Genomic DNA, 26,942 nt, shown 5'->3' with positions numbered 1-26,942 from the left:
CATGCCTAATTCTCCGACCTTGGCCGTGGATTGGTCCTATGTGACGTTAGACCTGCGATGATGTTCCCATCCATTTTTTCGTGAAGTTTTCATCATGTTGTTGACCCGCCATCTCGATGCCAACGCGGCGCTGGTTTCGCTGATCGAACCTCTGGCCACCCGTGACGGTTTTATCCCGACCCCGCTGCCTGGGGTACAAGTTCTGCGGTGCAGCGAGGACATCGCCCGTGGTCCGCAGCTCTACGAGCCAAGCCTGGTGATCATTGCCCAGGGCAGCAAGCTGGCTTACCTGGGACCGCGCACGCTGGAGTACGGCGCCGGGCACTACCTCATCCAGGCGCTGCCGGTGCCGTTCGAGTGCGAAACCTATGCCATGCCCGATGCTCCGTTGCTCGGGATTTCCGTGGCGATCGATCGGGCGATGTTGGGGGAGTTGGTGCTGGCCATGGGGTTGACGCCGGGGCGAAGCCTGGCGGCGCAGACGCCGGAATCCATGACCAGTGCCGCGCTCGATGGTGCTATGCGAGGGTGTGTCGAACGACTGTTGCACTGCTTGCACGACCCCTTGGAATGCCAGGTCATGGGCCAGGCGCGGCTGCGAGAATTGCTGTTCGTCGCCTTGCGTGGGCCTCAGGCCGACGTATTGCGGGCGCTGGTGGAGCAGCATGGGCAATTCGCTCGGATTGCCGCGGCGCTGAGCCATCTGCATGCGCATTTCACCGAGCCGCTGAACGTCGAGACACTGGCCAGTTGCGCGAACATGAGCGCATCGACCTTTCATGAGCATTTCAAGCGCAGCACCTTGCTCTCGCCCGTGCAGTACCTCAAGCGGTTGCGCCTGCTCAAGGCCCAGCGGCTGCTGCTCATCGAGGGCATGGGTGTGGCCCAGGTGGCGCACCAGGTGGGGTATCAGAGCCCGTCGCAGTTCAGTCGGGAGTACAAGCGCTATTTCGAGCGCAACCCCGGGGAAGAGCGCGCCGCCTGACCCTGTGATGTTCACCTGTGGGAGCGAGCTTGCTCGCGATAGCGGCGGTTCAGCTTGCATCAATGTTGAATGGGTTGCCGTCATCGCGAGCAAGCTCGCTCCCACATTGGGTTGCGGTGTTCCTGGAATGGCAGACAACAAAAAGGCCCCCATTGCGGGAGCCTCGATGTTCAGCGTGTCGGCTTACATGTTCGGGTAAGTCGGCCCGCCAGCGCCTTCCGGGGATACCCAGGTGATGTTCTGCGCCGGATCCTTGATGTCGCAGGTCTTGCAGTGCACACAGTTCTGGGCGTTGATCTGGAAGCGCTTCTCGCCGTCTTCCTTGGTCACCACTTCGTACACGCCAGCCGGGCAGTAGCGCTGGGCCGGTTCGTCGTACAGCGGCAGGTTCTTGCCGATCGGGATGCTCGGGTCGGTCAGCTTCAGGTGGCAGGGTTGTTCTTCTTCATGGTTGGTACCGGAGATGAACACCGAGCTGAGTTTGTCGAAGCTGAGCTTGCCGTCCGGTTTCGGGTAGTCGATCTTCTTGCAATCGGCGGCCAGCTTGAGGCAGGCATAGTCGGGCTTGTTGTCGTGCAGGGTGAACGGTATTTTGCCGCCGAAGATGTTCTGGTCGAGCCAGTTGAAACCACCGCCGACGATCGCGCCGTACTTGTGGATCGCTGCACCGAAGTTGCGGCTGGCGAACAGTTCTTCGTACAGCCAACTGTTCTTGAAGTTGTCGACGTAGGCGGTCAGTTCATCACCGCCTTCGGACTCGGCGAACAACCTATCGGCCACGGCCTCGGCGGCGAGCATGCCGGATTTCATGGCGGTGTGGCTGCCCTTGATCTTGGCGAAGTTCAGGGTGCCGAGGTCGCAACCGATCAGCGCGCCGCCCTTGAAGACCATTTTCGGCAACGAGTTCAGGCCGCCCTTGCAGATGGCTCGGGCGCCGTAGCTGACGCGCTTGCCGCCTTCCAGGTACTGCTTGAGCACCGGGTGATGCTTGAGGCGCTGGAACTCGTCGAACGGCGACAGGAAGGTGTTGCTGTAGGACAGATCGATAATCAGACCGACAACCACCTGGTTGTTTTCCAGGTGATAGAGGAAGGAGCCGCCGGTGTTCTCGGTGCCCATGATGTCCAGCGGCCAGCCAGCGGTGTGCACCACCAGGCCGGGTTGGTGCTTGGCCGGGTCGATTTCCCAGATTTCCTTCAGGCCGATGCCGTAGTGCTGGGCGTCGGCCTCGCTGTCCAGGTTGAAACGCTTGATCAACTGCTTGCCGATGTGACCACGGCAGCCTTCGGCGAACAGCGTGTATTTGCCACGCAACTCCATGCCAGGGGTGTAAAGGCCTTCCTTCGGCTTGCCTTCGCGGTCGACACCCAGGTCGCCGGTGATGATCCCGCGCACCACACCGTTTTCGTCGAACAGCGCTTCCTGGGCGGCGAAGCCGGGGTAGATTTCCACGCCCAGGTTCTCGGCCTGCTGGGCTAGCCAGCGGCACAGGTTGCCCAGGGAAATAATATAGTTGCCTTCGTTGTGCATGGTCTTGGGCACAAAGAAGTCAGGGATTTTGCTCGCGGCCTCGGCGTTTCTCAGGACATAAATGTCATCGCGTTTGACAGGCGTATTCAGCGGTGCGCCGAGTTCTTTCCAGTCCGGGAACAGTTCGTTCAGGGCGCGGGGCTCGAATACCGCGCCGGAGAGGATGTGCGCACCGACTTCGGAACCTTTTTCGACCACGCAGACGCTGATTTCCTTACCGGCTTCGGCGGCCTTCTGTTTCAGTCGGCAAGCGGCAGACAGGCCAGCGGGGCCGGCACCGACGATGACCACGTCGAATTCCATGTATTCGCGTTCCACAGGCTATCTCCTACTCAAGGCTCACAGTTTTTCTAATTGGAGGTTTGGCGTCGCATCCTTTGTTTCCTTCGCCAAAAGCGACGAAAGCGACAATGGATGAGCCGCGGGTCTCTCTTAAGCGGCGCATTATATCTACACCACTCTCAGGGTCCAATACAAACGTTTGTTTGAAATTGCCGCAGCCCAGATAAATCACTGACGTACGGCTTATGACTGACCATTTTGCCGTATTGACCGGAATAGGCGTTCCGGTCAAGATACGGGCGGTTTTGCGCTCGCCGTAGGCTGACTGTTGGTTTCAAGAGCACCTCTAAAGACAGGGCGAAGGCAGCACCAAGTGACGTATTGCGCGGTTCCGAGGCGCAGTTTACACGCCGCGATAATGAATGACCCATCGGTCATCACTGACGAATGGTCTTCACTCCCGTGAGCAGGGTCATGTGTGGTTCATGCCGGCGTTTTTAGAGGTGCCCTTGCGCCCATGAGCATCAACCGCCAGGTTCGCCTAGGCGACTTTTTTTCACCGGAGAGTAACGAGGAATCCATGAAGGTTCTTGTAGCTGTCAAACGAGTGGTCGACTATAACGTCAAGGTTCGCGTCAAGGCGGACAACTCCGGCGTCGACCTCGCCAACGTTAAGATGTCGATGAACCCCTTCTGCGAAATCGCCGTGGAAGAAGCCGTACGCCTGAAAGAGAAAGGCGTGGCAACGGAAATCGTCGTCGTCTCCATCGGCCCGACCACCGCCCAGGAACAACTGCGCACCGCACTGGCACTGGGTGCCGATCGCGCCATCCTCGTCGAATCCGCCGAAGACCTGACTTCCCTGGCCGTGGCCAAGCTGCTCAAGGCCGTTGTCGACAAGGAACAGCCATCGCTGGTGATCCTCGGCAAGCAAGCCATCGACAGCGATAACAACCAGACCGGCCAGATGCTCGCGGCATTGAGCGGCTACGGTCAGGGCACCTTCGCGTCCAAGGTCGAAGTGTCCGGTGACAGCGTTGCCGTGACTCGCGAGATCGACGGCGGCGCGCAGACCGTTTCCCTGAAACTGCCGGCCATCGTCACCACCGACCTGCGTTTGAACGAGCCGCGCTACGCGTCCCTGCCAAACATCATGAAAGCCAAGAAGAAGCCGCTTGAAGTGCTGACGCCTGACGCTTTGGGCGTTTCCACCGCCTCCACCAACAAGACCCTCAAAGTCGAAGCGCCGGCTGCACGCAGCGCGGGCATCAAGGTCAAGTCGGTGGCTGAACTGGTCGAGAAACTGAAAAACGAAGCGAAGGTAATCTGATCATGACTATCTTGGTAATCGCCGAACACGATAACAAGGCGCTGGCTCCGGCCACGCTGAACACCGTTGCTGCTGCCGCCAAAATCGGTGGCGATGTGCACGTCCTGGTGGCCGGGCAGGGCGCAAGCGCCGTTGCCGAAGCCGCTGCGAAAATCGCGGGTGTGGCAAAAGTACTGTCGGCTGACAACGCCGCCTACGCGCACCAGTTGCCGGAAAACGTCGCGCCACTGGTGGCCGAGCTGGGCAAGGGCTACAGCCACATCCTGGCGGCCGCCACTTCCAACGGCAAAAACATCCTGCCGCGTGTCGCCGCTGCGCTGGACGTCGACCAGATCTCCGAGATCATCTCGGTAGAAAGCGCCGACACCTTCAAGCGTCCGATCTACGCCGGTAATGCCATTGCCACCGTGCAATCGAACGCGTCGGTCAAGGTCATCACCGTCCGCGCCACCGGTTTCGACCCGGTTGCCGCCGAAGGTGGCTCGGCTGCCATCGAAGCCGTAGGCGCTGCCCACGACGCCGGTATTTCCAGCTTCGTCAACGAAGAACTGGCCAAGTCCGACCGTCCTGAACTGACCGCTGCCAAGATCGTCGTTTCCGGCGGCCGTGGCATGCAGAATGGTGACAACTTCAAGCACCTGTACGCCCTGGCCGACAAGCTGGGCGCTGCCGTCGGCGCTTCCCGCGCGGCAGTCGACGCAGGTTTCGTACCCAACGACATGCAGGTCGGCCAGACCGGCAAGATCGTTGCGCCACAGCTGTACATCGCCGTCGGTATCTCCGGCGCGATCCAGCACCTGGCCGGCATGAAAGACTCCAAGGTGATCGTAGCGATCAACAAGGACGAAGAAGCGCCGATCTTCCAGGTGGCCGACTATGGTCTGGTAGCGGACCTGTTCGAAGCCATCCCTGAGCTGGAGAAGCTGGTCTAATCCGGCGTCTTCACTTATAAAGAGCCCGGCCCTTTGGCCGGGCTTTTTATTTTCCGCACTGATTGTTTTGCTGCAAGGGGAGCGTATCGCCATGGATCTGCGTCGTTTGACCGGCTGGTCGTTGCTGTGGACGTTGGCGGTCATGCCGGGCCTGTCTGTCGCCGCCGGCAAATGCGAACGGCTGATCGCCACCGGCAGCCCAGACGCGCCGCCTTACCTCTGGCAAGACCCTCAGGATCCCAAGCACCTGATCGGTGCCGGTGCTGACTTGCTGGCGCAAGTGGCGGGCGAATTGGGGATCAAGATCGAGCTGCTTTACGCTGGCAAGCGTGCCCAGGCACTGGACGAAGTGCGCAGTGGGCGCATGGACCTGCTCACCGATGCGCCACTGACCAGCACGGGGCTTGAAGCGCTGGATTACGTCCACCCGCCCTTGCTGGAAAATGATTACCTGGTCTGGACTCGCAAGGACTCGACGCTGGTCATCAACCAACCCGGGGACCTTCATGGTCATCCCGGTGCCTTGTCGGAAAAGTCCCGAATGACCCAGGGGTTCGGCGTTTTTGCCGAGCAGCAATTATCCCTGGTGCGCACGCCCAACCTGACCCAGGCCTTTCAGAAATTGCTGCTGGGAGAGGTGGAATACGTCTTGGCGGGGCGCTATTCGGGTCTGGCGATGGCGCAGACCCTGGGGATGGCCAACGACCTGCAAGCCGCACCGCAACCGGTGGATAAACCCGGGCTGTTCCTCGCGGTTTCCCATAACTCCGCTTGCAACGACCCATGGTTACGCGGACAGCTGGCGCAAAAGATGACAGAATTGGCCGCGTCCGGGCTGACGGAGGCTGTGTTGCAGCGCAATCTCGAGCGTTGGAAAACACAGTTGCAGCCACCTGTCAGTGCCCCAAAACAGTAGGGAACATTAGTGACTATTCGACCTCTTTTCGCTGCCCTGGCCGTTCTGGCTCTGGCGGGCTGCGCAGCCGATCCGGCGCCGAATGAACAGATCCGCCTGACCGAACAGGCACTGCAGCAAGCCCGGGCCGTTGGCGCTACTGCCGACGAAGTGCCCGAATTGAAACTGGCTGAAGAAAAATTCGCCCGCGCCAAATCCAACATGGCCGACGAATCCTACAAGAAGGCGCGCATGCGGGCCGAACAGGCTGAACTCGATGCCCGCCTGGCCGAAGCGAAGGTGCTGACCCTCAAGAGCCAGGAGCAACTGAACGTGCTCGACACCCGCATCAAGCGCTTGCGCAAACAACTGAGGGAGGATGCCCAATGAAGCACTCCCACGTATTGGGTGGCCTGGTCCTCGCCGGCCTGGCCAGCCTGTATGGCTGCGCCGGCCAACGCAGCGAAGCGGCACTTGAGCAGGCCAGCACCGATTTCCAGAAGGTCAAGGAAGACGCCAACGTATTGCGTGCCGCCCCCCGGGACGTGATCCGCGCCGGTGAGTCCCTGGCCCGTGCCGATCGCTTGTCCAGCTACTGGGGCAGCGGCGAGGATGTTCAGCATTACGCCTACCTGAGCCAGCGCTACAGTGCGATCGCCCGTGAGCACAGCAATCAGGTGCTCAACGAAGAGCGCGCGGCGAAGCTCGAACTGGAGCGCCAGCGCCTGCAGTTGGCCCTGCGTGAATCGAAGTTGCTGAGTGTGCAGCAGCAGGGCAAATGGCTCGAAGAACAGATCATGGCGATGGCGACCACCCAGACCGATCGCGGCCTGGTGATGACCCTGGGTGACGTGCTGTTCGACACCGGCGAAGCGGAACTGAAGAATTCGGCCAACCGGGTGGTGCTCAAGATTGTGCAGTTCTTGCAGCTCAATCCCAAGCGCGTGGTGCGTATCGAGGGGTACACCGACAGCACGGGCGGCAAGCAGGAAAACCTCAAGCTGTCTCGCGATCGCGCGCAAGCGGTCGCGGATGTGCTGGTAGACCTGGGGATCGATGAAAAGCGCATCCAGGTCGAAGGCTACGGTGATGAGTACCCGGTGGACGTCAACGCTACCGAGCGGGGCCGGGCACAGAACCGTCGCGTTGAAATTGTGTTCTCCGACGAAAAAGGCCAGCTCGGCGCCGCCCGCTAAGGGTTGCGTCACTGGAAAGCCCGGCCCCTGTAGAAGGCGCCGGGTTTTTTTGGCCCTGCAATCGATGCGCGATGAGTACAGTTAGAGCTGTCACTCCACTGTACTGTCAAGTAATCTGGCAACTGTCCCAGTACACTTCTAAACTGTTCCGGTATCGTTTCCGACAAGAATAAAATGCCCGTGAAATCGAGTGCTGCGTCATGACCAACCTCCTGCTCTATCAACGTATTGCTCAACAGCTGGCTGAAGACATCCGGCGCGGTGTGTATCAGCCCGGTGAACGCGTGCCTTCGGTGCGCAAGATGAGCTCGCAGCTCAATGTCAGCCACGCCACTGTGTTGCAGGCCTACGCGAACCTTGAAGATCAGGGGCTGATTCGTGCACGGCCGCAATCGGGCTACTACGTGCACCAGACACCGGCCCTGACGGCACCGACGCCGGACATTGCCCGGGTAGAGCGCCCGGGGCTGGTGACGCGTAGCAGTATCATCCAGCAGGTATTGGTCGAGTCGCGTCGCGAAGGGGTGTTCCCCCTGGGCGCGGCCGTGCCGAGTGTCGACTATCTGCCTGTGCGGGCCTTGCATCAGCAGTTGGCCAAGGTCACGCGTTTCCATAGCCCACGGGCGTTCAGCTACATGTTCAGCCCGGGCTTCGAGCCGTTGCGGCGACAAGTGGCGATTCGCATGCGCGATGCCGGTGTCGTGGTGGACCCTTCCGAGGTGGTGATCACCCACGGCTGCGTCGATGCGCTGCAGATGTCCTTGCGGGTGCTGACGCGGCCGGGGGACTTGATCGCTGCCGAGTCGCCAACCTATTACGGCTTGCTGCAACTGGCGGATCTGCTGGGCCTCAAGGTTATCGAGATCCCCAGCGATCCGGTCACCGGCATGAGCCTGGAGGCCTTGCAATTGGCGGCCAACCAGTGGTCGATCAAGGCGCTGGTGCTGACCACGCGCCTGAGCAATCCCCTGGGCAGCACCATGCCTGAAGAGCGGCAAAAGCAACTGCTGCGCCTGGCGTCGGACTTCGACATCCAGATCGTCGAGGACGATATCTATGGCGAGCTGATGTTCGAGCAGGGGCGCACCAAGGCCCTCAAGGCCTACGATCGGCTGGACCGGGTTATCTACTGTTCGAGTTTTTCCAAGACGTTGTCGCCGGGTGTGCGCATCGGTTGGATGATCGCGGGTAAATTCCAGCAGGAAATCCAGCGGCTCCAGACCTTCAGCACTCACTCGGCGTGCAGCGTCACGCAGATGGGCATTGCCGCTTATCTGGAAAACGGCGGCTATGACCGGCACCTGCGCTATATCCGCCAGGAGTACCGCAAGAACCTCAGTGCCTTTCAGCTGGCGGTGCAACAGTACTTCCCCGAAGGCACGCAAATGAGCCGCCCCAATGGCGGTTTCATCCTGTGGGTCAGCCTGCCGGGACGGGTCAATACCCAGGAATTGCATGTGCGGGCGTTGCAACAAGGCATCAGTATCGCGCCAGGGCTGATTTTCAGTAACACCGAGCAGTTCAACCACTGCATTCGCTTGAACTGCGGTACCCCCTGGAACCGTGAGGCAGAGCGGGCCTTGATGACGCTGGGGTTGTTGGCGACTCAATTGTGCCAAGAAACGGCCAACGGGTTTCCATAGGAATCAGCGGCTTAGCTTGATGTGCTTGTCAGCGCCTCATTATCAGGCGAGCATGGGCTTTTCTGCCGTCAGTGCCGTTGTGTCTATGAAAGCCAATGTTCCTGTTGTCTGGGTTTTGATCGGCCTGTTCAGTGCCTTACACATGGGAGGCGTCGTCGTGGCGGCTCCGGCGCAGGAAAAACCGGCCGTCAGTGCCACGAAGAATGCGCCGAAAAAAACCGCAGTGGCCAAGAAGCCGTCCGCTAAAAAGGCGACTGCGGCGAAGAAAAAAAAGCGTGCGCCCATTGCTTCCAAGAGCAAATCCGCCCGCGAGGTCGCCAAGACTCCATTGCCGCCGGCCAAGCTGGACCTGAGCCTGCCCCATGATATGGTCGAGGAATTGCAGCCGCCGGGTAAGGTAGTGCCGCCCAAGCGCGAACCGCTCTTGCCGTCCATGTTCGGAGATAAACCCGGACCGTTCCAGCTCAATGGCCGGTTGTTGAGCAATGAAATGCAACTGCCGCTGCGCAATCAGGAGCGCAACGAGGTGGAAGGCGCAGCGCTGGATTTCGAATTCAAGCAGTAAGCCTTTCACGGGGCATGCAGCTCGTCGCTGACCGTTCGGTCACTTGGCCAACGGCAAAAAAACACGCAGACGGTAATTTAAAACGAGTGTTTTAGCCGTTACTCTGTCTTCTGTTACTCATCATTACCCGTCGCGAGGATGTTGTCGTCATGAAGTGCCGTGAAGGCTGTGGCGCCTGTTGCATCGCCCCTTCCATCAGCTCACCTATCCCTGGCATGCCCCAAGGCAAACCGGCGGGAGAACGTTGTGTGCAACTCTCGGTCGATAACCTGTGCCGGATCTTCGGCCAGCCGGAGCGTCCGGCGGTGTGCTCGGCATTTGAAGCCGACATCGAGGTGTGCGGCGGCAGCCGTGAAGAGGCCATCCGCTTGATCGGTTGGTGGGAGCAAGTCACGGCAGCGTAATGGGTCAATGAACAGATCCGAAATGAACGAACTTGGACAATAAGGAAAAAACTATGGGTTCGCTGCATCGTATGGCTGTGTTGTGTGGGTTGACCGTATTGCTGGCGACGGCCACCGCCCAGGCAGAGGACTGGCAGGTTGCCAAGGAGAAGGAAGGTATCAAGGTTTCCCTCAGTGAAGTGGGGGGCTCCAAGTACAAGGCCTATCGCGGCGTGACGGTGATGAAGACCACCATGGCCAAGCTGCGGGCCCTGCAGGAAGACGTTCCCGGCGCCTGCGCCTGGATTCATGAGTGCAAGAGCCAGAAACTGCTCAAGCACGAAGGCGACAAGAGCTGGACTTATACCCAATTCAACACGCCATGGCCGGTGACGCCGCGGGACTCGGTGCTGGAAGTCACCACCGAGGAGGGGGCCGACGGCAGCCTGACCCGCAAGCTCAAGGGTGTGCCGACGTACCTGCCTGAAGAGCAAGGTTTCGTACGGGTGGCCCAGGTCGACGGCTTCTGGAAATTCACGCCAAAGGGCGCGGACCAGATTGAAGTGGTTTATCAGGTTCACACCGAACCGGGCGGTGACGTGCCGTCCTGGCTGGCGAACAAGTTCGTGGTGGACGCGCCGTTCAACACCCTCAAGGCCCTGAAGGAACGCGCCGAAAAGTGATTGGCCAAGGCCGCACAAAAGAGACCGCCCCCGAGGCGGTCTTTTCATGTGTGCCGTCCAAGCACCCAGCGGAACGATTGTCCGCCCCTCAATGTCGAGATAAAGGTAAGCCAGGCCCTGAATTGATCAAGGAGACACTGATGCAAAAGTGGGAAATCACTTTCATTGACGATCACGGTGAAACCACCGTCGAGCAGTTCGACTATGACCACAAACCCACCATGGAGCAGGCCGCCCAACTGATTCGTGAAAGGTTGCTACCAGTGCTCAGCCAATTGGACCTCAACGACTTGGTGGATCGCACCGAAGACCCGACAGTCAAGAATCTCAAGTCCCAAAACAGTATCGAAATCCTCAGCATTACACCGATTTCATGAAACGGTGGCTGGTCTCGCTTGGCAGTGGCCACCACTTGCGGCTACTCTGCAATTGAGATCAGCGAAAGGATCGCCAAGGTCCGGTCTTGTCAGCTACATGCTTGTGTCCCGACGGCCATTTGATGCCGTATCGCTTGCAGCCTGAAGGCTTCACGCACGGGAAGACGGAAAGTCTATCCATCGGTTTTAGGAGGACGTTTCATGAGCACAGCCTATCAAGAAGACATCAGCACCAGCGTATTGCGCCGCATGAAAGAAGGCGGTTTCGATTTTTCCCGATTCCATCCCATTGAGTTCTACGCCATTTTCCCGGACGAGGAGCGGGCGCGCAGGGCGGCAGGTCATTTTCGGGGCGAATCGTTGAATGCGCAGATCAGTGCACGGGACGACGGGGCTTGGTCATTGGAACTGAGCCGGGTGATGTACGCCACTTACGATGATATTGGCGACTTCGAGCAAGACTTCGAGGCAGTTGTCGAACCCTTGGGGGGGGTTATCGAGGGTTGGGGCGTCAAGCAAGAGATCCGGCGCCTGCAGGCCTGACAGTCCTCACCGCAACCACAGCAACGGCTGACCTTTGTGTCGGCCGTTTTCATGTCTGGAACTTCCAAGAATCCTGTGGGAGCGAGCTTGCTCGCGATAGCATCGGCACATTCAACCGCGATGCAAGCTGACCCCCGCAATCACTTCCCCAGGTTTTGTACCTAACTGTATCCAGATCAAGCCGCTTCGTTTTTCCATGGCTATGCTCAGGAGAGCGACGCCCCTGCGTCGCAATGAAGCGGGGGCAGCGGGTTGGGGGCATTTGCCGCACTATAAAAGTGCGCGGCCTCTCCTTAGCGATTCCAACCCGTTGATCATAAAGCGTTTATGCCGATGGCACGGGGCTTGCGATGCCTTGCTGCCAGGGTGACAAGGAGTACGGCATGATCCGCAGCGGTTTTGATGAAATGTACGATGCTGGCGGCCAGATCCGCCCGCACTACCAGGCGTTTGCCCGCTGGCTGGCCGACACGCCTGACGAACTGCTGGCGCAACGCAGGCGCGAAGCCGACCTGTTGTTTCACCGTGCCGGCATTACGTTCACGCTCTACGGGGACGAGCAGGGCACCGAGCGCCTGATCCCGTTCGACACGATCCCGCGCAGCATCCCGGCCAGCGAATGGCGGGTGGTCGAACGTGGCTGCATTCAACGGGTCAAGGCGCTGAACATGTTCCTGGCCGACCTCTACCACGAACAACGGATCATCCGGGCCGGCATCATCCCCGCCGAACAGGTGCTGGCCAACGAGCAGTACCAACTGGCGATGCAAGGGCTCGATCTGCACCGTGACATCTACGCGCACATTTGCGGTGTCGACCTGGTACGCGACGGTGACGGCACCTACTACGTGCTCGAAGACAATCTGCGTACGCCCAGCGGTGTCAGCTACATGCTCGAAGACCGCAAGATGATGATGCGCCTGTTTCCCGAACTGTTCGCCGCCCAACGCATCGCCCCCATCGATCATTATCCGAACCTGCTTCTCGACACCCTGAAAAGCTCCAGTCCGCTGGACGACCCCAGCGTCGTGGTGCTGACGCCGGGGCGTTTCAACAGTGCATTTTTCGAGCACGCATTCCTGGCCCGGGAGATGGGCGTGGAGTTGGTGGAAGGCGCCGACCTGTTCGTGCGGGATGACAAAGTGTTCATGCGCACCACCGACGGGCCGAAGGCGGTGGATGTGATCTACCGTCGCCTCGACGACGCGTTCCTCGATCCACTGGCCTTCAATCCGGATTCGATGCTCGGCGTACCGGGGCTGTTGTCCTCCTACCGTTCCGGCAACGTGGTGCTGGCCAATGCTATCGGCACGGGTGTGGCGGACGACAAGTCGGTGTACCCGTTCGTCACCGACATGATCCGTTTTTACCTGGACGAAGAGCCGATCCTGAAGAACGTTCCCACCTGGCAGTGCCGTAATCCTGCAGAGCTTTCCCATGTACTGGCGAATCTTCCCGACCTGGTGGTCAAGGAAACCCAGGGCTCCGGGGGGTATGGAATGCTGGTGGGGCCGGCCGCGACGGCCGCGCAAATCGATGCCTTTCGCGAGCGGATCAAAGCCAAGCCGCACGCCTACATCGCCCAGCCGACGCTGTCGCTCTCGACGTGCCCGACCTTTGTCGAAAACGGCATCGCCCCACGTCACATCGACTTGCGCCCGTTTGTGCTGGCCGGACGCGAGACCCGCGTGGTCCCTGGCGGGCTGACACGGGTGGCGCTGCGCGAAGGCTCCCTGGTGGTGAATTCATCCCAGGGCGGCGGTACCAAGGACACGTGGGTGGTCGAGGATTGAGGAGCTGCCATGCTGAGTAGAACCGCCTCGGACCTGTACTGGATGTCGCGCTACCTGGAGCGGGCGGAAAACCTCGCGCGGATGCTCGACGTCAGTTATTCGTTGTCACTGATGCCCCAGGACGGGCGTGGCGACGGTCTGCACGAACTGGCCATGCCATTGCTGATCACTGGCACCCTGGACGATTACCGGGAGCGACACGGCGATCCGCACGCCGAGCGCCTGCTGCATTTCTTTGCCCTGGAAGCGGCCAACCCGGCCAGCATCTACAGCTGTCTGGGTTCCGCGCGGGCCAGTGCCCATGCGGTACGTGGCCGGATCACCGCCGACATGTGGGAAAACATCAATGCCACCTGGCTGGAAATTCGCGGTATCGGCGAGCAAGGCTTGAATCGCTACGGCATGAGCCGTTTCTGCGAGTGGATCAAGGAGCGCTCGCACCTGTTTCGTGGCGCGACCTACGGCACCATCATGCGTAACGACGCGTTCCGGTTCATTCGCCTGGGGACCTTTATCGAAAGGGCCGACAACACCCTGCGCTTGCTCGATGCCCGCTACGAAATGGCCGGCGACCAGGCCGACGCCGTCAGCGACGGCACGGCCCACGCCTACTACCAATGGAGCGCCTTGTTGCGGGCCTTGTCGTCCTTCGAGGCCTACACCGAGATCTACCGTGAGGCCCCGGGCGCTCGCCATGTGGCTGAGTTGCTGCTGTTGCGCGCCGACGTGCCGCGCTCGCTGCGTGCCTGTACCGAAGAAATCGACCAGATCCTCGCGAGCCTGCCTGGCACCAACGGTCGGCAGGCACAACGGCTGGCGGCGGAAATGGACGCGCGCCTGCGCTACACCGGCATCAACGAAATCCTCGATGGGGGCCTGCATGCCTGGCTCACCGAATTCATCCCACTGGTCCGTGAACTGGGCAACACCATTCACAGTTCCTACCTGGAGGTCATATGAGACTCTCGATCAGCCACGAAACGGCCTACCACTATGAAGATCAGGTTCGTGCCAGCATCCAGTACCTGCGCCTGACGCCCCACGACAGCGAACGTCAGCATGTGCTGAGCTGGCAGCTTGATTTGCCACGGCCGGTGCGGGCGCAGCTGGATCCGTTTGGCAACATCCTGCATGTGCTGACCCTGGATGAACCCCACGAAACGGTCATCATCGGCGCCCGCGGACAGGTGGATATCGATCCGTTGCGCGAAGCCGAACACGAGAGCCAGTCGGCACTGCCATTCCTGCGTTTCACCCGGCTGACCGAGGCGGACGAGGCCCTTCGAACCTTCGCCGCGCAGCAATGCCAGCAGCGTCGCGACCGCACAGCGTTGATCGACCTGATGCATGGGTTGAACCAGCACATGATCTACACCCCTGGCACCACGGCAGTCGAGACCAGTGCAGCCCAGGCGTTCGCCGGTCGTAGCGGGGTGTGCCAGGACCATACCCATGCCTTCCTGGCCTGCGCTCGTAGCCTGGGCGTGCCGGCGCGGTATGTGTCGGGTTATCTGTTCAGCGAAGAGAGCGAGCACCTGGCGAGCCATGCCTGGGCAGAGGCCTGGCTGGACGACGCCTGGTACAGCTTCGACGTGACCAACCAACTGGCTCGCCCGGAGCGCCACCTGAAACTGGCCGTGGGCCTGGATTACCTGGACGCCTGCCCGGTGCGTGGCATGCGCCGCGGCGGTGGTGGCGAGCAGATGCATGCCAGGATGATCGAGACCCCCGGCGCCCCAGCGATCACTGTGCAAATCCAGTAATCACCTGGCGAACGAGCTTCTATGGCGAAAGAGCTTGCTCCCGCCGGGCTGCGCAGCAGCCCCTTGACGAGCTTGCGAGCGCTTCGCACTCGAGCGGGAGCAAGCTTCCTCGCCACAAAAGCGATCTCATGGAGCCAGCGGCTGCTTGCGCCCCGCCATATGCTTCAAGTAACCCACCAGCAAATCCAGGTCCGAATCCGGCAACACCGCTGCCGAGAAGCCAGGCATCTTGCCCTGGGGCCAGTGTCGCAGGCCTTGCGGGTCGCGAATGTAGCGCTTGAGGAAATTCCCGGAGAAGTATTCGGTGGGATTGAAAGGGATGTTCAGGTCAGGACCGAACTGTGCATCGCCAGCGCCATTGAGCCGATGACACGCCAGGCAGTTCTTCTGGAACAGCTCGAAACCTTTATTGATCGGGTCGTCCTTGGCCAGGTTGGGCGCTGGTAGCAGGGCCGGGAAGCGTTCAGCCACCGCCGACAGGCGCTTGATGCTCGCCACCGCATAGGGCCATTGTTCCGGGCTGATGCGGCCAGCCTGCGGGTCGGTCCAGACCAGATAGAAAGGCCCGGCACTGGACTTGCCTTCCCCCAGCTCCGGCCACGGCTTGGCCGGGTCCTCGATCGCCAGCCAGGCCCGGGCCCCGTTCTTGTTGAGTAATGGCGCCGCGGGCATCTCGGCAGCGAAGCCGTCCAGGGCAACGGCCTGCAGGTGGTCGTCCGGGTGGATGCCCCTCAACAGGGACGTCAGCGGCACGGCTCGATAACTCATGGGTTTCTTGTAGGAAACGTCCTCAGCAATCTGGACCGTTTGAGCGTCCGGATGCTTGAGCAGTTCTTCGGTTTGCCAGGTACGCGTGCTCGCGCCCAACTCCAGCACCAGTTGCGCGGCATAAAGAGGCGTGCTGAGCAGCAACGCCCCGAACACAATAAGAGCTTTCAAGTCGATCGCCTTCCATGTCGAGGGGGGCCGCAAAGATTGGCACAGCCATCGCAGCTCGAACAGTGAACCCATCACATTTTTTGGCGACACAACGTATTGGATGAAGCAGGTGCCTCCGCGCAGGATTCAGCCAATCACCTTGGTGATATTCGGCAAAATCAACAGCAGCGTCGTGGCAAAAAGAATGAGTCCGGCTTGACGAACTTTCGAATGTTTGAACATGGCTGATCCGCCTTTTTTGTTATGTCCTGAAAACCAGCCTGCATATCCATGACGGCTGGCGTTGCACTTCCTGTTCCGACAAGCGCCTCGGCAAAACCCGACGACTAACTTGTACAAGGATTACATTAGGGGCCGCGGCCGCCTTGGCTTAGATCCAATTCGTATCAACTTGCTAAATATCGCTATTAAAACGGTATGAGGCCTATTGCCACCTTCCTGCTGGCCCTTTTGCTAGACAGCTTGCCCTCCTGAATCGGTTAACCCGATAGCTCGCTACCGTTCGTCTGAGCGTGGCCGTCAACGCCATTGAGCGCTGTGGTCATTGAATCCGGCGCCGCTGGGCTTATGGTTGGAGGCATCGCATTACCCCCGTGGTTTCGAGGATGTCATGACCCAAGCTTTGATTTTCGACGCATTACGCACGCCTCGTGGCAAGGGCAAGGCTGATGGCGCCCTGCACAGCGTCAAGCCGGTGAACCTGATGGGGGGCCTGCTCAGTGCCTTGCGCCAGCGCATGGATTTGGACACCAGTCAGGTCGACGACATCGTGCTCGGTTGCGTGACGCCTGTGGGCGAGCAGGGTGCCGATATCGCCAAGACTGCTGCGTTGGTGGCCAATTGGGATGTCAGCGTGGCGGGGGTGCAACTCAATCGTTTTTGCGCCTCGGGCCTGGAAGCGGTGAACCTGGCGGCGATGAAGGTGCGTTCCGGGTTCGAAGACCTGGTGGTGGCCGGCGGCGTCGAATCCATGTCCCGGGTGCCCATGGGCAGCGATGGCGGTGCATGGGCGCTGGACCCGCAATCCAACCTGCAGGGCCACTTCATTCCCCAGGGCATCGGCGCCGACCTGATCGCCACCCTGGAAGGCTTCAGCCGCGAGGACGTCGACCGCTACGCACTGCACTCCCAGCAAAAAGCGGCACGCGCCCGGGCCGACGGTTCGTTCGATAAATCCCTGGTCGCCGTGCGGGACCAGAATGGCATCGTGTTGCTGGACCACGACGAATTCATCCGCGCCGACTCCACCCTCGAAGGCCTGGGCAAGCTCAAGCCGAGTTTCGAAGCCATGGGCCAGATGGGCTTCGACGGCACGGCGCTGCGGGTCTACAGCCATGTCGAACGCATCCATCATGTGCACACGCCGGGCAACAGTTCCGGCATCGTCGACGGCGCGGCGCTGATGTTGATCGGTTCCGAAGCCAAGGGACGCGCCATGGGCCTGCAACCCCGGGCCCGGATCGTCGCCACGGCCGTCACCAGTACCGACCCGACCATCATGCTCACCGGCCCGGCGCCGGCCACCCGCAAGGCCCTGGCCAAGGCCGGGCTGCGGGTGGAGGACATCGACCTGTTCGAAGTCAACGAAGCCTTCGCCTCGGTGGTGCTCAAGTTCATCCGGGACATGGCCATCGACCCCGCCAAGGTCAACGTCAACGGTGGTTCCATCGCCCTGGGGCATCCCTTGGGGGCCACCGGCTGCGCAATCCTTGGCACGTTGCTCGACGAGTTGGAGGCGCGTCGCCTGCGCTATGGCCTGGCGACCCTCTGTGTCGGCGGCGGCATGGGCATTGCCACCGTCATCGAACGCCTCTGAGCCCGACTTCAAGGAACATTTTTCATGACCGCTGCCATCCGTTACGAAATCGGCCAGGACCGGATCGTCGTCCTGACCCTGGACATGCGGGGCCAGAGTGCCAACACCATGAATGCGCGCTACCGCGAAGCCATGGCCGCTTGCGTCACCCGTTTGAAGGCTGAAAAGGACGCGATTGCCGGTGTGATCATCACCTCGGCCAAGCAGACGTTCTTCGCCGGTGGTGATCTCAATGAACTGGTCAAGGTCGGCAAGCCCGAGGCCAAGGCGTTCTACGACATGGTCCTGCTGCTTAAAGCGCAACTGCGAGCCTTGGAGACTCTGGGCAAACCCGTGGTGGCGGCCATCAATGGCGCGGCCCTCGGCGGTGGTTGGGAGATCTGCCTGGCTTGCCATCATCGCGTGGCGCTGGAGCAGTCATCGGTGCAACTCGGCTTGCCGGAGGTCACTCTCGGGCTGCTGCCGGGGGGCGGCGGGGTGGTGCGGATGGTGCGCCTGCTCGGTTTGGAAAAGGCCCTGCCGTATCTGCTCGAAGGTAAGAAGGTCAGTGCACAACAAGCGCTGCAGGCCGGGTTGATCGATGAGCTGGCCAAGGATCGTGAGGAACTGTTGGCCAAGTCCCGGGCCTGGATTCTGGCCAACCCCAGCGTCGTGCAACCCTGGGATGCAAAAGGCTATCGGCTCCCGGGCGGCACGCCATCCGACCCGAAAGTCGGGCAAATGCTGGCGATCGCCCCCTCGATCCTGCGCAACAAGACCCAGGGCTGCCTGCCGGCACCGGAGAAAATCCTCTGCGCGGCGGTGGAGGGGGCTCAGGTGGATTTCGACACCGCGCACCTGATCGAAACCCGCTACTTCACCGAACTGACCACCGGTCAAGTGGCGAAGAACCTGATAGGTACGCTCTGGTTCCAGCTCAACGAGATCAAGGCCGGTGGCTCTCGCCCACAAGGTGTGGCGCCTTATCTGACGGAAAAAGTCGGCGTGCTCGGTGCGGGCATGATGGGGGCGGGAATCGCCTATGTCAGCGCCGTGGCCGGCATTGCCGTGGTTCTCAAGGACGTCGACCTGGCGGCCGCCGAGAAGGGCAAGGCCCGCTCGGCGGCGATGCTGGATAAAAAGGTCGCCCGCGGCCAGCTCACGGCCGAGCAGCGCGAAGCCACGCTGGCGCGGATTCAAGCCACCGACAACAATGCTGACCTGGCCGGTTGCGACCTGATCATCGAAGCGGTGTTTGAAGATCGCGCCCTCAAAGCCAGCGTGTCGGCTGCGGCCCAGGCGGTGGCGGGCGACGACGCGGTGATCGCTTCCAACACCTCGACCTTGCCCATCACCGGGCTGGCCATGGCCGTGCCGGACCCGACGAAGTTCATCGGCCTGCACTTCTTCAGCCCGGTGGAAAAAATGCCCTTGGTGGAGATCATCAAGGGCGCGCGTACCAGTGATGCCACCCTGGCTCGGGGTTTCGATTTTGTCCTGCAGATCAACAAGACGCCGATTGTGGTCAACGACCGTCGCGGTTTCTTCACGTCGCGGGTGTTCGGCACCTTTACCAATGAGGGCATCGCCATGCTCGGCGAGGGCGTAAGTGCGCCAATGATAGAGACTGAAGCGCGCAAGGCCGGGATGCCGGTCGGGCCTCTGGCGATCTCTGACGAAGTTTCCCTCAGCCTGATGAGCCATATCCGCGCGCAAACCGCCAAGGACCTGCACGCAGAAGGGAAAACGCCGATTGAGCACCCGGCATTCGCCGTGATTGACTTGCTGCTCAAGGAATACAAGCGGCCGGGCAAGGCCGCCGGCGCCGGTTTTTATGAATACCCGGCCAACGGGCAGAAGTACCTGTGGCCGCAGCTGAAGAGCCGCTTCGAGCAAGCCGATGGGCAGATTTCGCCCCAGGATATCCGTGATCGCCTGCTGTTCATCCAGGCCTTGGAGACCGTGCGCTGCGCGGAAGAGGGGGTGGTGACGTCGACGGCTGATGCCAACATCGGCTCGATCTTTGGCATTGGCTTCGCGGCCTGGACCGGCGGTACGTTGCAGTTCATCAACCAGTACGGCCTGCAAGACTTTGTCGGTCGCGCCCAGTATCTGGCCGAGCAATACGGTGAGCGTTTCTCACCGCCGGCCTTGTTGCTGGAGAAAGCCGCCCGGCACGAACTGTTTTGACAGATCGGGGAGGGGCTTGCCTTGGAACCGTGTTTCAGGGCAGGCTCTGGGGTGTGCAATATTCCCATCATCGTGTCAGGTATTTTTTATGTCGCTACGCATCTGCATTTTGGAAACCGATATCCTGCGTCCGGAACTGGTCGACCAATATCAGGGTTACGGGCAGATGTTCCAGCGCCTGTTTTCACAGCAGCCCATCGCGGCCGAATTCATCGTGTACAACGTGATGGAGGGGCATTACCCCAGCGATGACGAGGTGTTCGACGCTTATCTGGTGACGGGCAGCAAGGCTGACTCCTTCGGCACCGACCCTTGGATTCAAACACTCAAGACCTACCTGCTGGAGCGCTACCAGCGGGGCGATAAATTGCTCGGTGTGTGCTTTGGCCATCAGTTGTTGGCGTTGTTGCTGGGCGGCAAGACCGAGCGCGCCACCCAAGGCTGGGGCGTCGGTACCCATCGCTACAAACTCGCCGCCAAGGCGCCGTGGATGAGCCCGGTAATGGAAGAGCTGACCTTGCTGATCAGCCATCAGGACCAGGTCACCCAACTGCCAGAAAGCGCGACCGTCATCGCCTCCAGCGATTTCTGCCCGTTCGCCGCCTATCACATCAACGACCAGGTGCTGTGCTTCCAGGGCCATCCGGAGTTCATCCACGATTACTCCCGGGCCTTGCTGGAGATTCGTCAGCAACACCTCGGCGAGCAGATCTACAGCCAGGGCGTGGCGAGCCTGGCCCACGAGCATCATGGCACCACGGTGGCGGAGTGGATGATGCGTTTCGTCGCACACAAGCCGCAGGCCGAAACTACCCAAGGCTAACGATCACCCCTCTCCAATGTGGGAGCGAGCCTGCTCGCGATAGCGGTGGATCAGTTTGGCGTTGATGTCGGATGTGCCGCTGTCATCGCGAGCAAGCTCGCGCCCACAGGGGATGAGCGGTGGGGAGCGAGCCTGCTCGCGATGCAGGCCGCGCAGCTCCCCAGGAGAACAGGCTTACAGCCAACCCGACCGCTTGAAACTCGCCCACAAAGCCGTACATCCCACCCCGATGAATCCGAGCACCAGAAAGTAGCCGTAGTGCCAGGTCAACTCCGGCATGTTCTCGAAGTTCATCCCGTAGATCCCGGCCACCGCGGTGGGGAATGCCAGAATCGCCGCCCACGCTGCAAATTTTCGCTGCACCACGCTCTGGCGTGAGGCTTCCAGCAGCACCCCGATTTCAATGGTCTGGCTGGCGATGTCCGCCAAGGTGGCCAAGTCTTCCATTTGCCGCGTGACGTGGATCTGCACGTCGCGGAAATACGGTCCCATGTTCTTGTCGATAAAGGGGAAGTCCAGCCGCTGCAGCTCCTCGCTGATCTCCACCATGGGCGCCGCGTAACGACGCAGGCGCAATACATCGCGACGCAAGCTATGCAGGTTCTGGATGTCTCGCTCATTCAGGGCGCTGCACAGCACGTTGCGCTCCAGCTCATCGATCTCGGCGTGAATGGCTTCACCCACCGGTTGGTAGTTTTCGATCACGAAATCGAGGATGGCGTAGAGCACGAAGTCTTCGCCGTGCTCCAGCAGGATAGGACGAGCCTCACAGCGCTGTCGGACGTGGGCGTAGGAGGCTGAATGACCGTTGCGGGCGGTGATGATGTAGCCCTTGCCGGCAAAGATATGGGTTTCGATGAACTGCAGCTTGCCGTCCTTGCGTATCGGCGAATACGTGACGATAAACAGCGCATCGCCAAAGGTCTCCAACTTGGGCCGGCTGTGTTTCTCCATGGCGTCTTCGATGGCCAATTCGTGCAGGTTGAATTGACGCTGCAGGTTGGTCAGTTCCAAGGCACTGGGCTCTTCAAGACCGATCCACACAAAATGACCAGGTTTGGCAGCCCAGGCGCTGCCTTCGTCGAGGGTTATGTTGGTGATTTTCTTACCGGCGCTGTAAACCGCAGCAGCAACGACTCTACCCATAATGGTGGTTCACTTCTTATTGGAAAATGGCAGTAGCGGGCAATGTCCAGCTTAGCGCGCCCTGTAGCCTGAGAGTCAGCAAAATCTGCGGAGTTCGGCGGCAAAAGAAAACCCGCCGAGGGGCGGGCTTTCCATTAGGCAGTTTGCAACTGCCGGTCCATTGCCGCGATGCATTCGCGCATCTGCTCACGGCATTGGGCGATGAGCCGAGGCATGTCATCCATGCTCAATCCGGCCGTAGGAATCGCCGGCAACGAGCGTATGAGGATGTCACCGCTGCGCCAGCGATTGAGGCGCATGTGTTTGATGTAGCTGCTGACGCACACCGGAATAATCGGGACCCCGGCGGCGATTGCCATCTGGAATGCGCCTTTCTTGAATGGCAGCAGATCCTCGCCCAGATTGCGCGTGCCTTCTGGAAAAACCCAGATCGAGGTGTCCTCGTGTTGCAACGTATGGGTGGTGGTCAACATTGACCGTCGTGCCTTGATCGCGTTGCCACGGTCGATCAACACATTGCCCGCCAGCCAGAACAACTGCCCGAACAGCGGCACCCATTTCAGGCTCTTCTTGCCGATGCACACAGTACGGCGTGGCACTACGTTGCCGAACATGAACAAGTCATAGTTGGATTGATGGTTGGCGATGATGACGCAGCCGTTGGGCTTATCCACTAGGCTGTCGACCTGCGCCCGGACCCGTAGGCGCAAGATGCACATGGCCGGCAAAGCGTACAGCCTTGCGCATAAACGGCTGTTGTCCGGATTGAACGGTCTGCACAGACCCAGAATCACCCCGAGCACACCCGCCAGGACAAAGTGCAGGCCCATCAACAACATACGCAATACAAACAGCATCTACAGGCCCCATCGGGACAAAAGGTGGCGCAGTGTACGGATGTGCACTGTTTTCGGCAATTGCCCCTATAGAGGTAGGAAATGGACGATGTTTAAGCGCATGTTTCCACATTGCGTGAGGGAAGCGGCCTAGAGCGGTTGCGGACTTTTAAACGAGGCGCGTAGGAAAAAGCCACGCTCTAGGGAGGGGGACATCTGTGATGAGGGCGCTTGCTCCCGCCGGGCTCGTAGGCGCTGACTCGCTCCGCTCGACAGCGCCTACAAGCGTCAGCCCATATGTTCCTGATCCAGCAAAATCGCAGTGTCCAGCGTCTCCAGCAGGGCCTTGCGAACTTTCAGCTTGGTATTCTTGTGGGCGGACATGTTGATTTTCTTCAACTGACGCGCTGCTTCCAAGGCCGCACCTTGCAGTTCCTCTGCCGACACCACCTTGTCGAGGAAACCCGCATCTACAGCGCCCTGGGGGTTGAACATCTCGGCATTGATCACCGAGCGGTGAAACGCCGACTTGCGCAGGCGATCACGCGCCAGCTCGATACCGGCGTGGTGCATGGTCATGCCGATCTGCACTTCGTTCAGGCCAATGCTGTACGGCCCTTCCACACCAATGCGATAGTCCGCCGAGAGCAGCAGGAACGCACCCTTGGCCACCGCATGCCCCGGGCAAGCGACAACGACAGGGAAGGGGTGCGACAACAGGCGACGGGCCAGCGTCGAGCCGGCCGTGACCAGGCTTACCGCTTCCTTGGGACCGGCGGTCATCACCTTCAGATCGTAGCCACCCGACAGAATCCCCGGCTGCCCGGTAATGATCACCACCGCCCGATCCGCCGTCGCCTGGTCCAGCGCAGCGTTGAACGCGGCAATCACATCCGGCGAGATGGCATTGACCTTGCCGTTATTCAAGGTCAGGGTCGCGATACCGTCTTCGAGATGGTAGGCAATCAAGTCGCTCATGACGCTATTCCTTGTAAGAGAAGTGTCGCAGACGTTACCCACCGCCGCAGGCCAGGTAAAGCACCGTGACTGACTCACCGGTCAGTCCCAAGCCCCGTAAACCGCCTGGCCCGCCCATCCCGCCAAGCCTTCATCTATAGAGCATTGCCTGTACAGCCCCGAAGATTGGCCGGTTTGCCCTGCCCAGACGCGTTTGAAATGCCCAACCAAGCTTAACCGCATGAAAATTCTGAAAAAACCCTTTGCCATCGGAAAAGCTTTCGACTACATTAGCGCGCCTCGACAGACTGAACAGTTTGCCGAGATACGGTGAAGTGTCCGAGTGGCTTAAGGAGCACGCCTGGAAAGTGTGTATACAGGAAACTGTATCGAGAGTTCGAATCTCTCCTTCACCGCCACATTCTGCAAACACAAACCCCTGATTTTCCTAGAGAAAGTCGGGGGTTTGTGGTTTCTGCCGTCTGAAAAAATAGCGATATCGACAATATCCGCCCAGACCCTTCGCCAAACAGCATCAGGCAAATCTGCAACAGCATCGAGCAACAGCCGCCAAGCGCATGCCGTTAAGGTTCCCCTTTATCGACTGCATTGTTGGAGAGGAAACATCATGACTACGCGGATGAGTTTGGCTTCGAGCCTTCAGGTTGTTGCTTTGTCCTGGATCGTTTCATCGAGCCCCGTCTGGGCATCGGAAACAGCGACTCACGCCAATACGGATCTGGTTCGCCAAGCGTTCATGAACTGGCAGCAGGGCAAAGGCACGGTATTCGACTTGCTGGCGCCCGGCGCCGTATGGACTGTCAGCGGATCGAGCCCGGTTTCAGGCGTGTATAACAGCAAGGCAGATTTTATGGAACAAGCCGTACGCCCGATCAGTGCCCGGCTGGCGACGCCTATTTCCCCCACTGTTCAAAGCATTGTCGCCGAGGACGATGTCGTGGTGGTGCTGTGGAACGGTGAGGCAACGGCCCTGGATCGCAAGCCTTACCGCAACACTTACTTGTGGCATATGACATTCAAGGACGGCCAGGTCATCGAGGTACAGGCCTTTCTGGACACCTACGCGTTGAACGATCTTATGCGCCGCGTAGAACCTGCGAAGAAATAAGTCAGCGCTATGTGTCCGACATTCCAGGCACATCCATGTTGATTTTGCGCCAGGCGGCTTCGGCAAAGCTGTAGGCCGAAAAAGCGATCAGACCCAGCGCCATCGCCATCAAGAGCACACCACCAGCCGGCAGGTTCTGCAGCGCATCGAGGGCGTCTTTCATGCCGGGTGGGTCCATGGCCTTGTAGGTCGAGCCGCTGATGATCAGCAGCAGGGCGATTTCAATGAAGACGACGCCACGGGCGATCAGACCGAAGCGCGATACCGGACGCACATAGCGCATGACGTCTTCGTCCGCTTCAAAGTACTTCTCGAACGTCGCCTTCCACCCCTTGATGATGTGAGCGATGCCCACCCCGAAGGGCACCAGGGCGATGAGATAGATCAACAGGTTCGAATGGTCCCAGGACAGCAGGCGTGCCAGCAGGTCCTGGGTCTGTCCGCCACCGGAGCCGCCGGAGCTTTTCAGTCCGCTGACGAGCAGGCTTAACGCGAAGAATGCGAGCGCGCCGTTGATGAGCCCGCCCGCCAGCAAGCCTGCGCGGATCACCAGGCCTTTGAGTTCCTTGCCGTGATGATCGACGTCGCGAGTGGCCTGCAACACGCGCCATCCGGCGAAGGCGAGCAGGCCCATCACCACCAGACCCACCAGGGCGTGGCCGAAAGGTTGGCTCAATAGCGTTTCCAGGCTGCTGTGGCTGTCTTTCGGGTTGCTTGAGTCGCGAGCCGCCAGCAGGGCAAAGATACCCATGATCAGGTAAATAACGCCTCGAGCGGCGTAGCCGCCTCGTGCCAGGAAAACGAGGCTTTGGTGTGGGGACATAGGAGCAGATTCCAAAGAGGACATACAGAAGCAGACCCATGGCATGGCGAGTGGGTTCGATCAGTGTGATCGCGGTAGCGGCGGCGTTGATCCTGCGCTGATCTTTAGAGTGCATGAATCCGTGGCCAGGGAGCTTGCTCCCGCTTGAGTGCGAAGCACTCACAGGAAGGCGATACAGATAACCTGGCTACGCCGACTCATGGTCTGGAAGTCCTAGCCATTGTTCAGCGGCAACTGCGGACTGTCCGGATTCAACTGTTGGCGCCTGAACTGCCCCGGCGGCTGTCCATGTATCTGGCGAAAACGCCTGGAAAAATAAGCCTCGTCGGCAAACCCGCACAACCTCGCCACTTCGCCCACAGGCCGTGTGCCATTGAGCAAGTAATTGCGCGCCGCATGCATTCGACGTTCGAGCACCAGTTCGGTAAAGGTCTTGCCGATTTCCTTGCGCAGCCAGTGGGTCAGGTAGGTCGGCGACAGGTAGGTCGCCGCAGCCACTTTGATCAGGTTGAGGTCCGGGTCGGCGATGTTCTTGCGCAGGTATTCGGACATCCGGCCCAGCGCATCGCGTCGGCTGACTTCGGCGGCGTTTTCTTCGGCCAAGCGCTTGAGCGGCTCGGCGTACAAGGCGCAGACGCTGCCGATCAGTTGCAGCAACAAGCCCTTGAGCATCTCGCGGGTACCGAATTGTCGATTCTCGTCCAGTGCGCGCATCTGCGTGATCAACGTGCATACCTTGGCGAAATCGTCGTCGCCGAGAATGAAGTCCAGATGCTCCTGGAAACGAAACGGCGAGAGTTCCGGCGCCAGCAGAATCGAGACTTCTTCCAGGTCCATCGGGTCGCACTGCAAATGTGGCAACAGGAACGTCTGGGAAAAATTGATCACCATGAAGTTGCTGTCTGCCGGGTGCGGAATCACATGCACGCGGTGAGGCAGGATGAAGGCCAGGGTGTTACGGGGGAACGGACGCTCTACGTTGCCAATGTGTTGCACGGTGTCGCCACCGAGGTTGATCTGGATCTGGAAGTACTCATGGCGATGCGGGCTGGTTTCGGCGCGTCGGCCCTTTTTGTCGCGAATGTAGAAGTCCGTCAATTCGCTGCGTTGCTGCATGACATAGGTGGGGACTCGGCTCGGTGATGACATCTCCTGGGAATCCTCTGCGGGGCATGGCGGTGACGACGATTGTGACGGTGCATCTGGCCGTTTTTCAAGGCGTTATACGATGACGGGGTGTCGAGACTGAATTTTCTCTAGCCCGAGGAGGACGGCTGGTTGTCCAAAACGACAAATTCGTATTTGGAGTATTTGTCATTTAAAAACAGTTGCTTATATGTATTTAGAAAGCGCTTCTAAAAAACTCAGCGATCTTGTTTTTTTGGACAGGTTTCTTGGGCGCTG

26 protein-coding genes and 1 tRNA gene are annotated in these 26,942 nt (G+C 60.0%); 20 read left to right on the top strand and 7 right to left on the bottom strand.

The features are described 5' to 3' along the window. Positions 1-94 precede the first annotated feature (94 nt). Positions 95-985, top strand: coding sequence for an AraC family transcriptional regulator N-terminal domain-containing protein (locus tag AB7M32_RS24285; protein ID WP_454251624.1), 891 nt, complete (start codon positions 95-97; stop codon positions 983-985). Between the two features lie 183 nt (positions 986-1,168). Here the strand turns inward: AB7M32_RS24285 and AB7M32_RS24280 are convergent, their stop codons facing one another. Beyond that, positions 1,169-2,833: an electron transfer flavoprotein-ubiquinone oxidoreductase gene (locus tag AB7M32_RS24280; protein ID WP_454251623.1), complete on the bottom strand. Its 1,665-nt coding sequence runs from the start codon at positions 2,831-2,833 to the stop codon at positions 1,169-1,171. 544 nt (positions 2,834-3,377) lie between these two features. Here AB7M32_RS24280 and AB7M32_RS24275 point away from each other — a divergent pair. The 14 genes from AB7M32_RS24275 to AB7M32_RS24210 all read left to right on the top strand — a co-directional run bounded on the left by AB7M32_RS24275 (position 3,378) and on the right by AB7M32_RS24210 (position 14,900). Further along, entirely contained in the window at positions 3,378-4,127 is a 750-nt protein-coding gene (locus AB7M32_RS24275) for an electron transfer flavoprotein subunit beta/FixA family protein (RefSeq protein WP_014339477.1), read from the top strand. Positions 4,128-4,129: 2 nt separating this feature from the next. Then, on the top strand, positions 4,130-5,059 hold the full coding sequence (locus AB7M32_RS24270) for an FAD-binding protein (protein ID WP_106274876.1): 930 nt from the start codon (positions 4,130-4,132) through the stop codon (positions 5,057-5,059). 91 nt (positions 5,060-5,150) lie between these two features. Further along, positions 5,151-5,975: a substrate-binding periplasmic protein gene (locus tag AB7M32_RS24265; protein ID WP_454251622.1), complete on the top strand. Its 825-nt coding sequence runs from the start codon at positions 5,151-5,153 to the stop codon at positions 5,973-5,975. A gap of 9 nt (positions 5,976-5,984) precedes the next feature. After that, entirely contained in the window at positions 5,985-6,344 is a 360-nt protein-coding gene (locus AB7M32_RS24260) for a DUF4398 domain-containing protein (protein WP_072406275.1), read from the top strand. Then, positions 6,341-7,150, top strand: a complete 810-nt coding sequence (locus AB7M32_RS24255; RefSeq protein ID WP_072406272.1) for an OmpA family protein — start codon at positions 6,341-6,343, stop codon at positions 7,148-7,150. The genes AB7M32_RS24260 and AB7M32_RS24255 overlap by 4 nt, the downstream gene beginning before the upstream one ends. A gap of 200 nt (positions 7,151-7,350) precedes the next feature. Next, positions 7,351-8,793 (top strand): aminotransferase-like domain-containing protein, encoded by a 1,443-nt coding sequence (locus tag AB7M32_RS24250; protein WP_454251621.1) that lies wholly within the window; start codon positions 7,351-7,353, stop codon positions 8,791-8,793. Positions 8,794-8,878: 85 nt separating this feature from the next. Continuing rightward, positions 8,879-9,358: a translation initiation factor 2 gene (locus tag AB7M32_RS24245; protein ID WP_454252195.1), complete on the top strand. Its 480-nt coding sequence runs from the start codon at positions 8,879-8,881 to the stop codon at positions 9,356-9,358. Between the two features lie 149 nt (positions 9,359-9,507). Beyond that, a complete protein-coding gene (locus AB7M32_RS24240; protein ID WP_060741261.1) occupies positions 9,508-9,762 on the top strand; it encodes a YkgJ family cysteine cluster protein in 255 nt (84 codons plus the stop codon). 53 nt (positions 9,763-9,815) lie between these two features. Next, on the top strand, positions 9,816-10,424 hold the full coding sequence (locus tag AB7M32_RS24235; RefSeq protein ID WP_072406266.1) for an START domain-containing protein: 609 nt from the start codon (positions 9,816-9,818) through the stop codon (positions 10,422-10,424). 140 nt (positions 10,425-10,564) lie between these two features. Then, a complete protein-coding gene (locus AB7M32_RS24230) occupies positions 10,565-10,801 on the top strand; it encodes a hypothetical protein (protein ID WP_072406264.1) in 237 nt (78 codons plus the stop codon). Between the two features lie 201 nt (positions 10,802-11,002). Continuing rightward, positions 11,003-11,344: a ribonuclease E inhibitor RraB gene (locus tag AB7M32_RS24225; RefSeq protein WP_003179463.1), complete on the top strand. Its 342-nt coding sequence runs from the start codon at positions 11,003-11,005 to the stop codon at positions 11,342-11,344. A gap of 383 nt (positions 11,345-11,727) precedes the next feature. Further along, entirely contained in the window at positions 11,728-13,137 is a 1,410-nt protein-coding gene (locus AB7M32_RS24220; protein ID WP_454251620.1) for a circularly permuted type 2 ATP-grasp protein, read from the top strand. 9 nt (positions 13,138-13,146) lie between these two features. Then, a complete protein-coding gene (locus tag AB7M32_RS24215) occupies positions 13,147-14,097 on the top strand; it encodes an alpha-E domain-containing protein (RefSeq protein WP_454251619.1) in 951 nt (316 codons plus the stop codon). After that, positions 14,094-14,900, top strand: a complete 807-nt coding sequence (locus tag AB7M32_RS24210) for a transglutaminase family protein (protein WP_072406261.1) — start codon at positions 14,094-14,096, stop codon at positions 14,898-14,900. The genes AB7M32_RS24215 and AB7M32_RS24210 overlap by 4 nt, the downstream gene beginning before the upstream one ends. 126 nt (positions 14,901-15,026) lie before the next feature. On the opposite strand, the gene AB7M32_RS24205 is transcribed toward AB7M32_RS24210, so the two are convergent. Further along, positions 15,027-15,839 carry a c-type cytochrome gene (locus tag AB7M32_RS24205; RefSeq protein ID WP_454251618.1) on the bottom strand — a complete coding sequence of 271 codons (813 nt, stop codon included), beginning with the start codon at positions 15,837-15,839 and terminating at the stop codon, positions 15,027-15,029. 610 nt (positions 15,840-16,449) lie between these two features. On the opposite strand from AB7M32_RS24205, the gene AB7M32_RS24200 reads away from it, so the two are divergent. From AB7M32_RS24200 to AB7M32_RS24190, 3 genes are all read left to right on the top strand, one after another. Further along, the gene (locus AB7M32_RS24200) at positions 16,450-17,655 is read left to right on the top strand and encodes an acetyl-CoA C-acetyltransferase (RefSeq protein WP_060741268.1); all 1,206 of its coding nucleotides are present in this window, start codon (positions 16,450-16,452) and stop codon (positions 17,653-17,655) included. A gap of 24 nt (positions 17,656-17,679) precedes the next feature. Beyond that, a complete protein-coding gene (locus AB7M32_RS24195) occupies positions 17,680-19,824 on the top strand; it encodes a 3-hydroxyacyl-CoA dehydrogenase NAD-binding domain-containing protein (RefSeq protein WP_454251617.1) in 2,145 nt (714 codons plus the stop codon). Between the two features lie 88 nt (positions 19,825-19,912). Further along, positions 19,913-20,647: an amidotransferase gene (locus tag AB7M32_RS24190; protein ID WP_207282692.1), complete on the top strand. Its 735-nt coding sequence runs from the start codon at positions 19,913-19,915 to the stop codon at positions 20,645-20,647. A gap of 174 nt (positions 20,648-20,821) precedes the next feature. Here AB7M32_RS24190 and AB7M32_RS24185 read toward each other — a convergent pair whose 3' ends face one another. From AB7M32_RS24185 to AB7M32_RS24175, 3 genes are all read right to left on the bottom strand, one after another. Then, positions 20,822-21,793 (bottom strand): magnesium and cobalt transport protein CorA, encoded by a 972-nt coding sequence (locus AB7M32_RS24185; RefSeq protein WP_060741271.1) that lies wholly within the window; start codon positions 21,791-21,793, stop codon positions 20,822-20,824. 134 nt (positions 21,794-21,927) lie between these two features. Continuing rightward, a complete protein-coding gene (locus tag AB7M32_RS24180) occupies positions 21,928-22,650 on the bottom strand; it encodes a 1-acylglycerol-3-phosphate O-acyltransferase (protein WP_454251616.1) in 723 nt (240 codons plus the stop codon). A 267-nt stretch (positions 22,651-22,917) separates the two neighbouring features. Next, entirely contained in the window at positions 22,918-23,607 is a 690-nt protein-coding gene (locus tag AB7M32_RS24175) for a crotonase/enoyl-CoA hydratase family protein (protein ID WP_454251615.1), read from the bottom strand. A 308-nt stretch (positions 23,608-23,915) separates the two neighbouring features. Between AB7M32_RS24175 and AB7M32_RS24170 the strand changes: the two genes are divergently transcribed. After that, positions 23,916-24,005: transfer RNA gene (locus AB7M32_RS24170), tRNA-Ser, on the top strand. A 209-nt stretch (positions 24,006-24,214) separates the two neighbouring features. Next, the gene (locus AB7M32_RS24165; RefSeq protein WP_454251614.1) at positions 24,215-24,715 is read left to right on the top strand and encodes a nuclear transport factor 2 family protein; all 501 of its coding nucleotides are present in this window, start codon (positions 24,215-24,217) and stop codon (positions 24,713-24,715) included. A 7-nt stretch (positions 24,716-24,722) separates the two neighbouring features. On the opposite strand, the gene AB7M32_RS24160 is transcribed toward AB7M32_RS24165, so the two are convergent. Both AB7M32_RS24160 and AB7M32_RS24155 read right to left on the bottom strand, forming a co-directional pair. Further along, positions 24,723-25,538 carry a DUF1206 domain-containing protein gene (locus AB7M32_RS24160; protein ID WP_454251613.1) on the bottom strand — a complete coding sequence of 272 codons (816 nt, stop codon included), beginning with the start codon at positions 25,536-25,538 and terminating at the stop codon, positions 24,723-24,725. A gap of 213 nt (positions 25,539-25,751) precedes the next feature. Then, the gene (locus tag AB7M32_RS24155) at positions 25,752-26,687 is read right to left on the bottom strand and encodes an AraC family transcriptional regulator (protein WP_454251612.1); all 936 of its coding nucleotides are present in this window, start codon (positions 26,685-26,687) and stop codon (positions 25,752-25,754) included. Positions 26,688-26,942: the final 255 nt, after the last annotated feature.

This window comes from Pseudomonas sp. R151218B TE3479, assembly GCF_053629195.1.
The sequence above is the reverse complement of the archived record's forward strand: the minus strand, read 5'-3'. Positions and strand labels throughout refer to the sequence as shown.

Bases quoted from the DNA above. Each gene is read 5' to 3' on its own strand.
- AB7M32_RS24285 (WP_454251624.1), top strand. From the start codon at position 95: ATGTTGTTGACCCGCCATCTCGATGCCAACGCGGCGCTGGTTTCGCTG.
- AB7M32_RS24275 (WP_014339477.1), top strand. From the start codon at position 3,378: ATGAAGGTTCTTGTAGCTGTCAAACGAGTGGTCGACTATAACGTCAAG.
- AB7M32_RS24270 (WP_106274876.1), top strand. From the start codon at position 4,130: ATGACTATCTTGGTAATCGCCGAACACGATAACAAGGCGCTGGCTCCG.
- AB7M32_RS24265 (WP_454251622.1), top strand. From the start codon at position 5,151: ATGGATCTGCGTCGTTTGACCGGCTGGTCGTTGCTGTGGACGTTGGCG.
- AB7M32_RS24255 (WP_072406272.1), top strand. From the start codon at position 6,341: ATGAAGCACTCCCACGTATTGGGTGGCCTGGTCCTCGCCGGCCTGGCC.
- AB7M32_RS24250 (WP_454251621.1), top strand. From the start codon at position 7,351: ATGACCAACCTCCTGCTCTATCAACGTATTGCTCAACAGCTGGCTGAA.
- AB7M32_RS24245 (WP_454252195.1), top strand. From the start codon at position 8,879: ATGAAAGCCAATGTTCCTGTTGTCTGGGTTTTGATCGGCCTGTTCAGT.
- AB7M32_RS24240 (WP_060741261.1), top strand. From the start codon at position 9,508: ATGAAGTGCCGTGAAGGCTGTGGCGCCTGTTGCATCGCCCCTTCCATC.
- AB7M32_RS24235 (WP_072406266.1), top strand. From the start codon at position 9,816: ATGGGTTCGCTGCATCGTATGGCTGTGTTGTGTGGGTTGACCGTATTG.
- AB7M32_RS24230 (WP_072406264.1), top strand. From the start codon at position 10,565: ATGCAAAAGTGGGAAATCACTTTCATTGACGATCACGGTGAAACCACC.
- AB7M32_RS24225 (WP_003179463.1), top strand. From the start codon at position 11,003: ATGAGCACAGCCTATCAAGAAGACATCAGCACCAGCGTATTGCGCCGC.
- AB7M32_RS24220 (WP_454251620.1), top strand. From the start codon at position 11,728: ATGATCCGCAGCGGTTTTGATGAAATGTACGATGCTGGCGGCCAGATC.
- AB7M32_RS24215 (WP_454251619.1), top strand. From the start codon at position 13,147: ATGCTGAGTAGAACCGCCTCGGACCTGTACTGGATGTCGCGCTACCTG.
- AB7M32_RS24210 (WP_072406261.1), top strand. From the start codon at position 14,094: ATGAGACTCTCGATCAGCCACGAAACGGCCTACCACTATGAAGATCAG.
- AB7M32_RS24200 (WP_060741268.1), top strand. From the start codon at position 16,450: ATGACCCAAGCTTTGATTTTCGACGCATTACGCACGCCTCGTGGCAAG.
- AB7M32_RS24195 (WP_454251617.1), top strand. From the start codon at position 17,680: ATGACCGCTGCCATCCGTTACGAAATCGGCCAGGACCGGATCGTCGTC.
- AB7M32_RS24190 (WP_207282692.1), top strand. From the start codon at position 19,913: ATGTCGCTACGCATCTGCATTTTGGAAACCGATATCCTGCGTCCGGAA.
- AB7M32_RS24185 (WP_060741271.1), bottom strand. From the start codon at position 21,793: ATGGGTAGAGTCGTTGCTGCTGCGGTTTACAGCGCCGGTAAGAAAATC.
- AB7M32_RS24180 (WP_454251616.1), bottom strand. From the start codon at position 22,650: ATGCTGTTTGTATTGCGTATGTTGTTGATGGGCCTGCACTTTGTCCTG.
- AB7M32_RS24175 (WP_454251615.1), bottom strand. From the start codon at position 23,607: ATGAGCGACTTGATTGCCTACCATCTCGAAGACGGTATCGCGACCCTG.
- AB7M32_RS24165 (WP_454251614.1), top strand. From the start codon at position 24,215: ATGACTACGCGGATGAGTTTGGCTTCGAGCCTTCAGGTTGTTGCTTTG.
- AB7M32_RS24160 (WP_454251613.1), bottom strand. From the start codon at position 25,538: ATGTCCCCACACCAAAGCCTCGTTTTCCTGGCACGAGGCGGCTACGCC.
- AB7M32_RS24155 (WP_454251612.1), bottom strand. From the start codon at position 26,687: ATGTCATCACCGAGCCGAGTCCCCACCTATGTCATGCAGCAACGCAGC.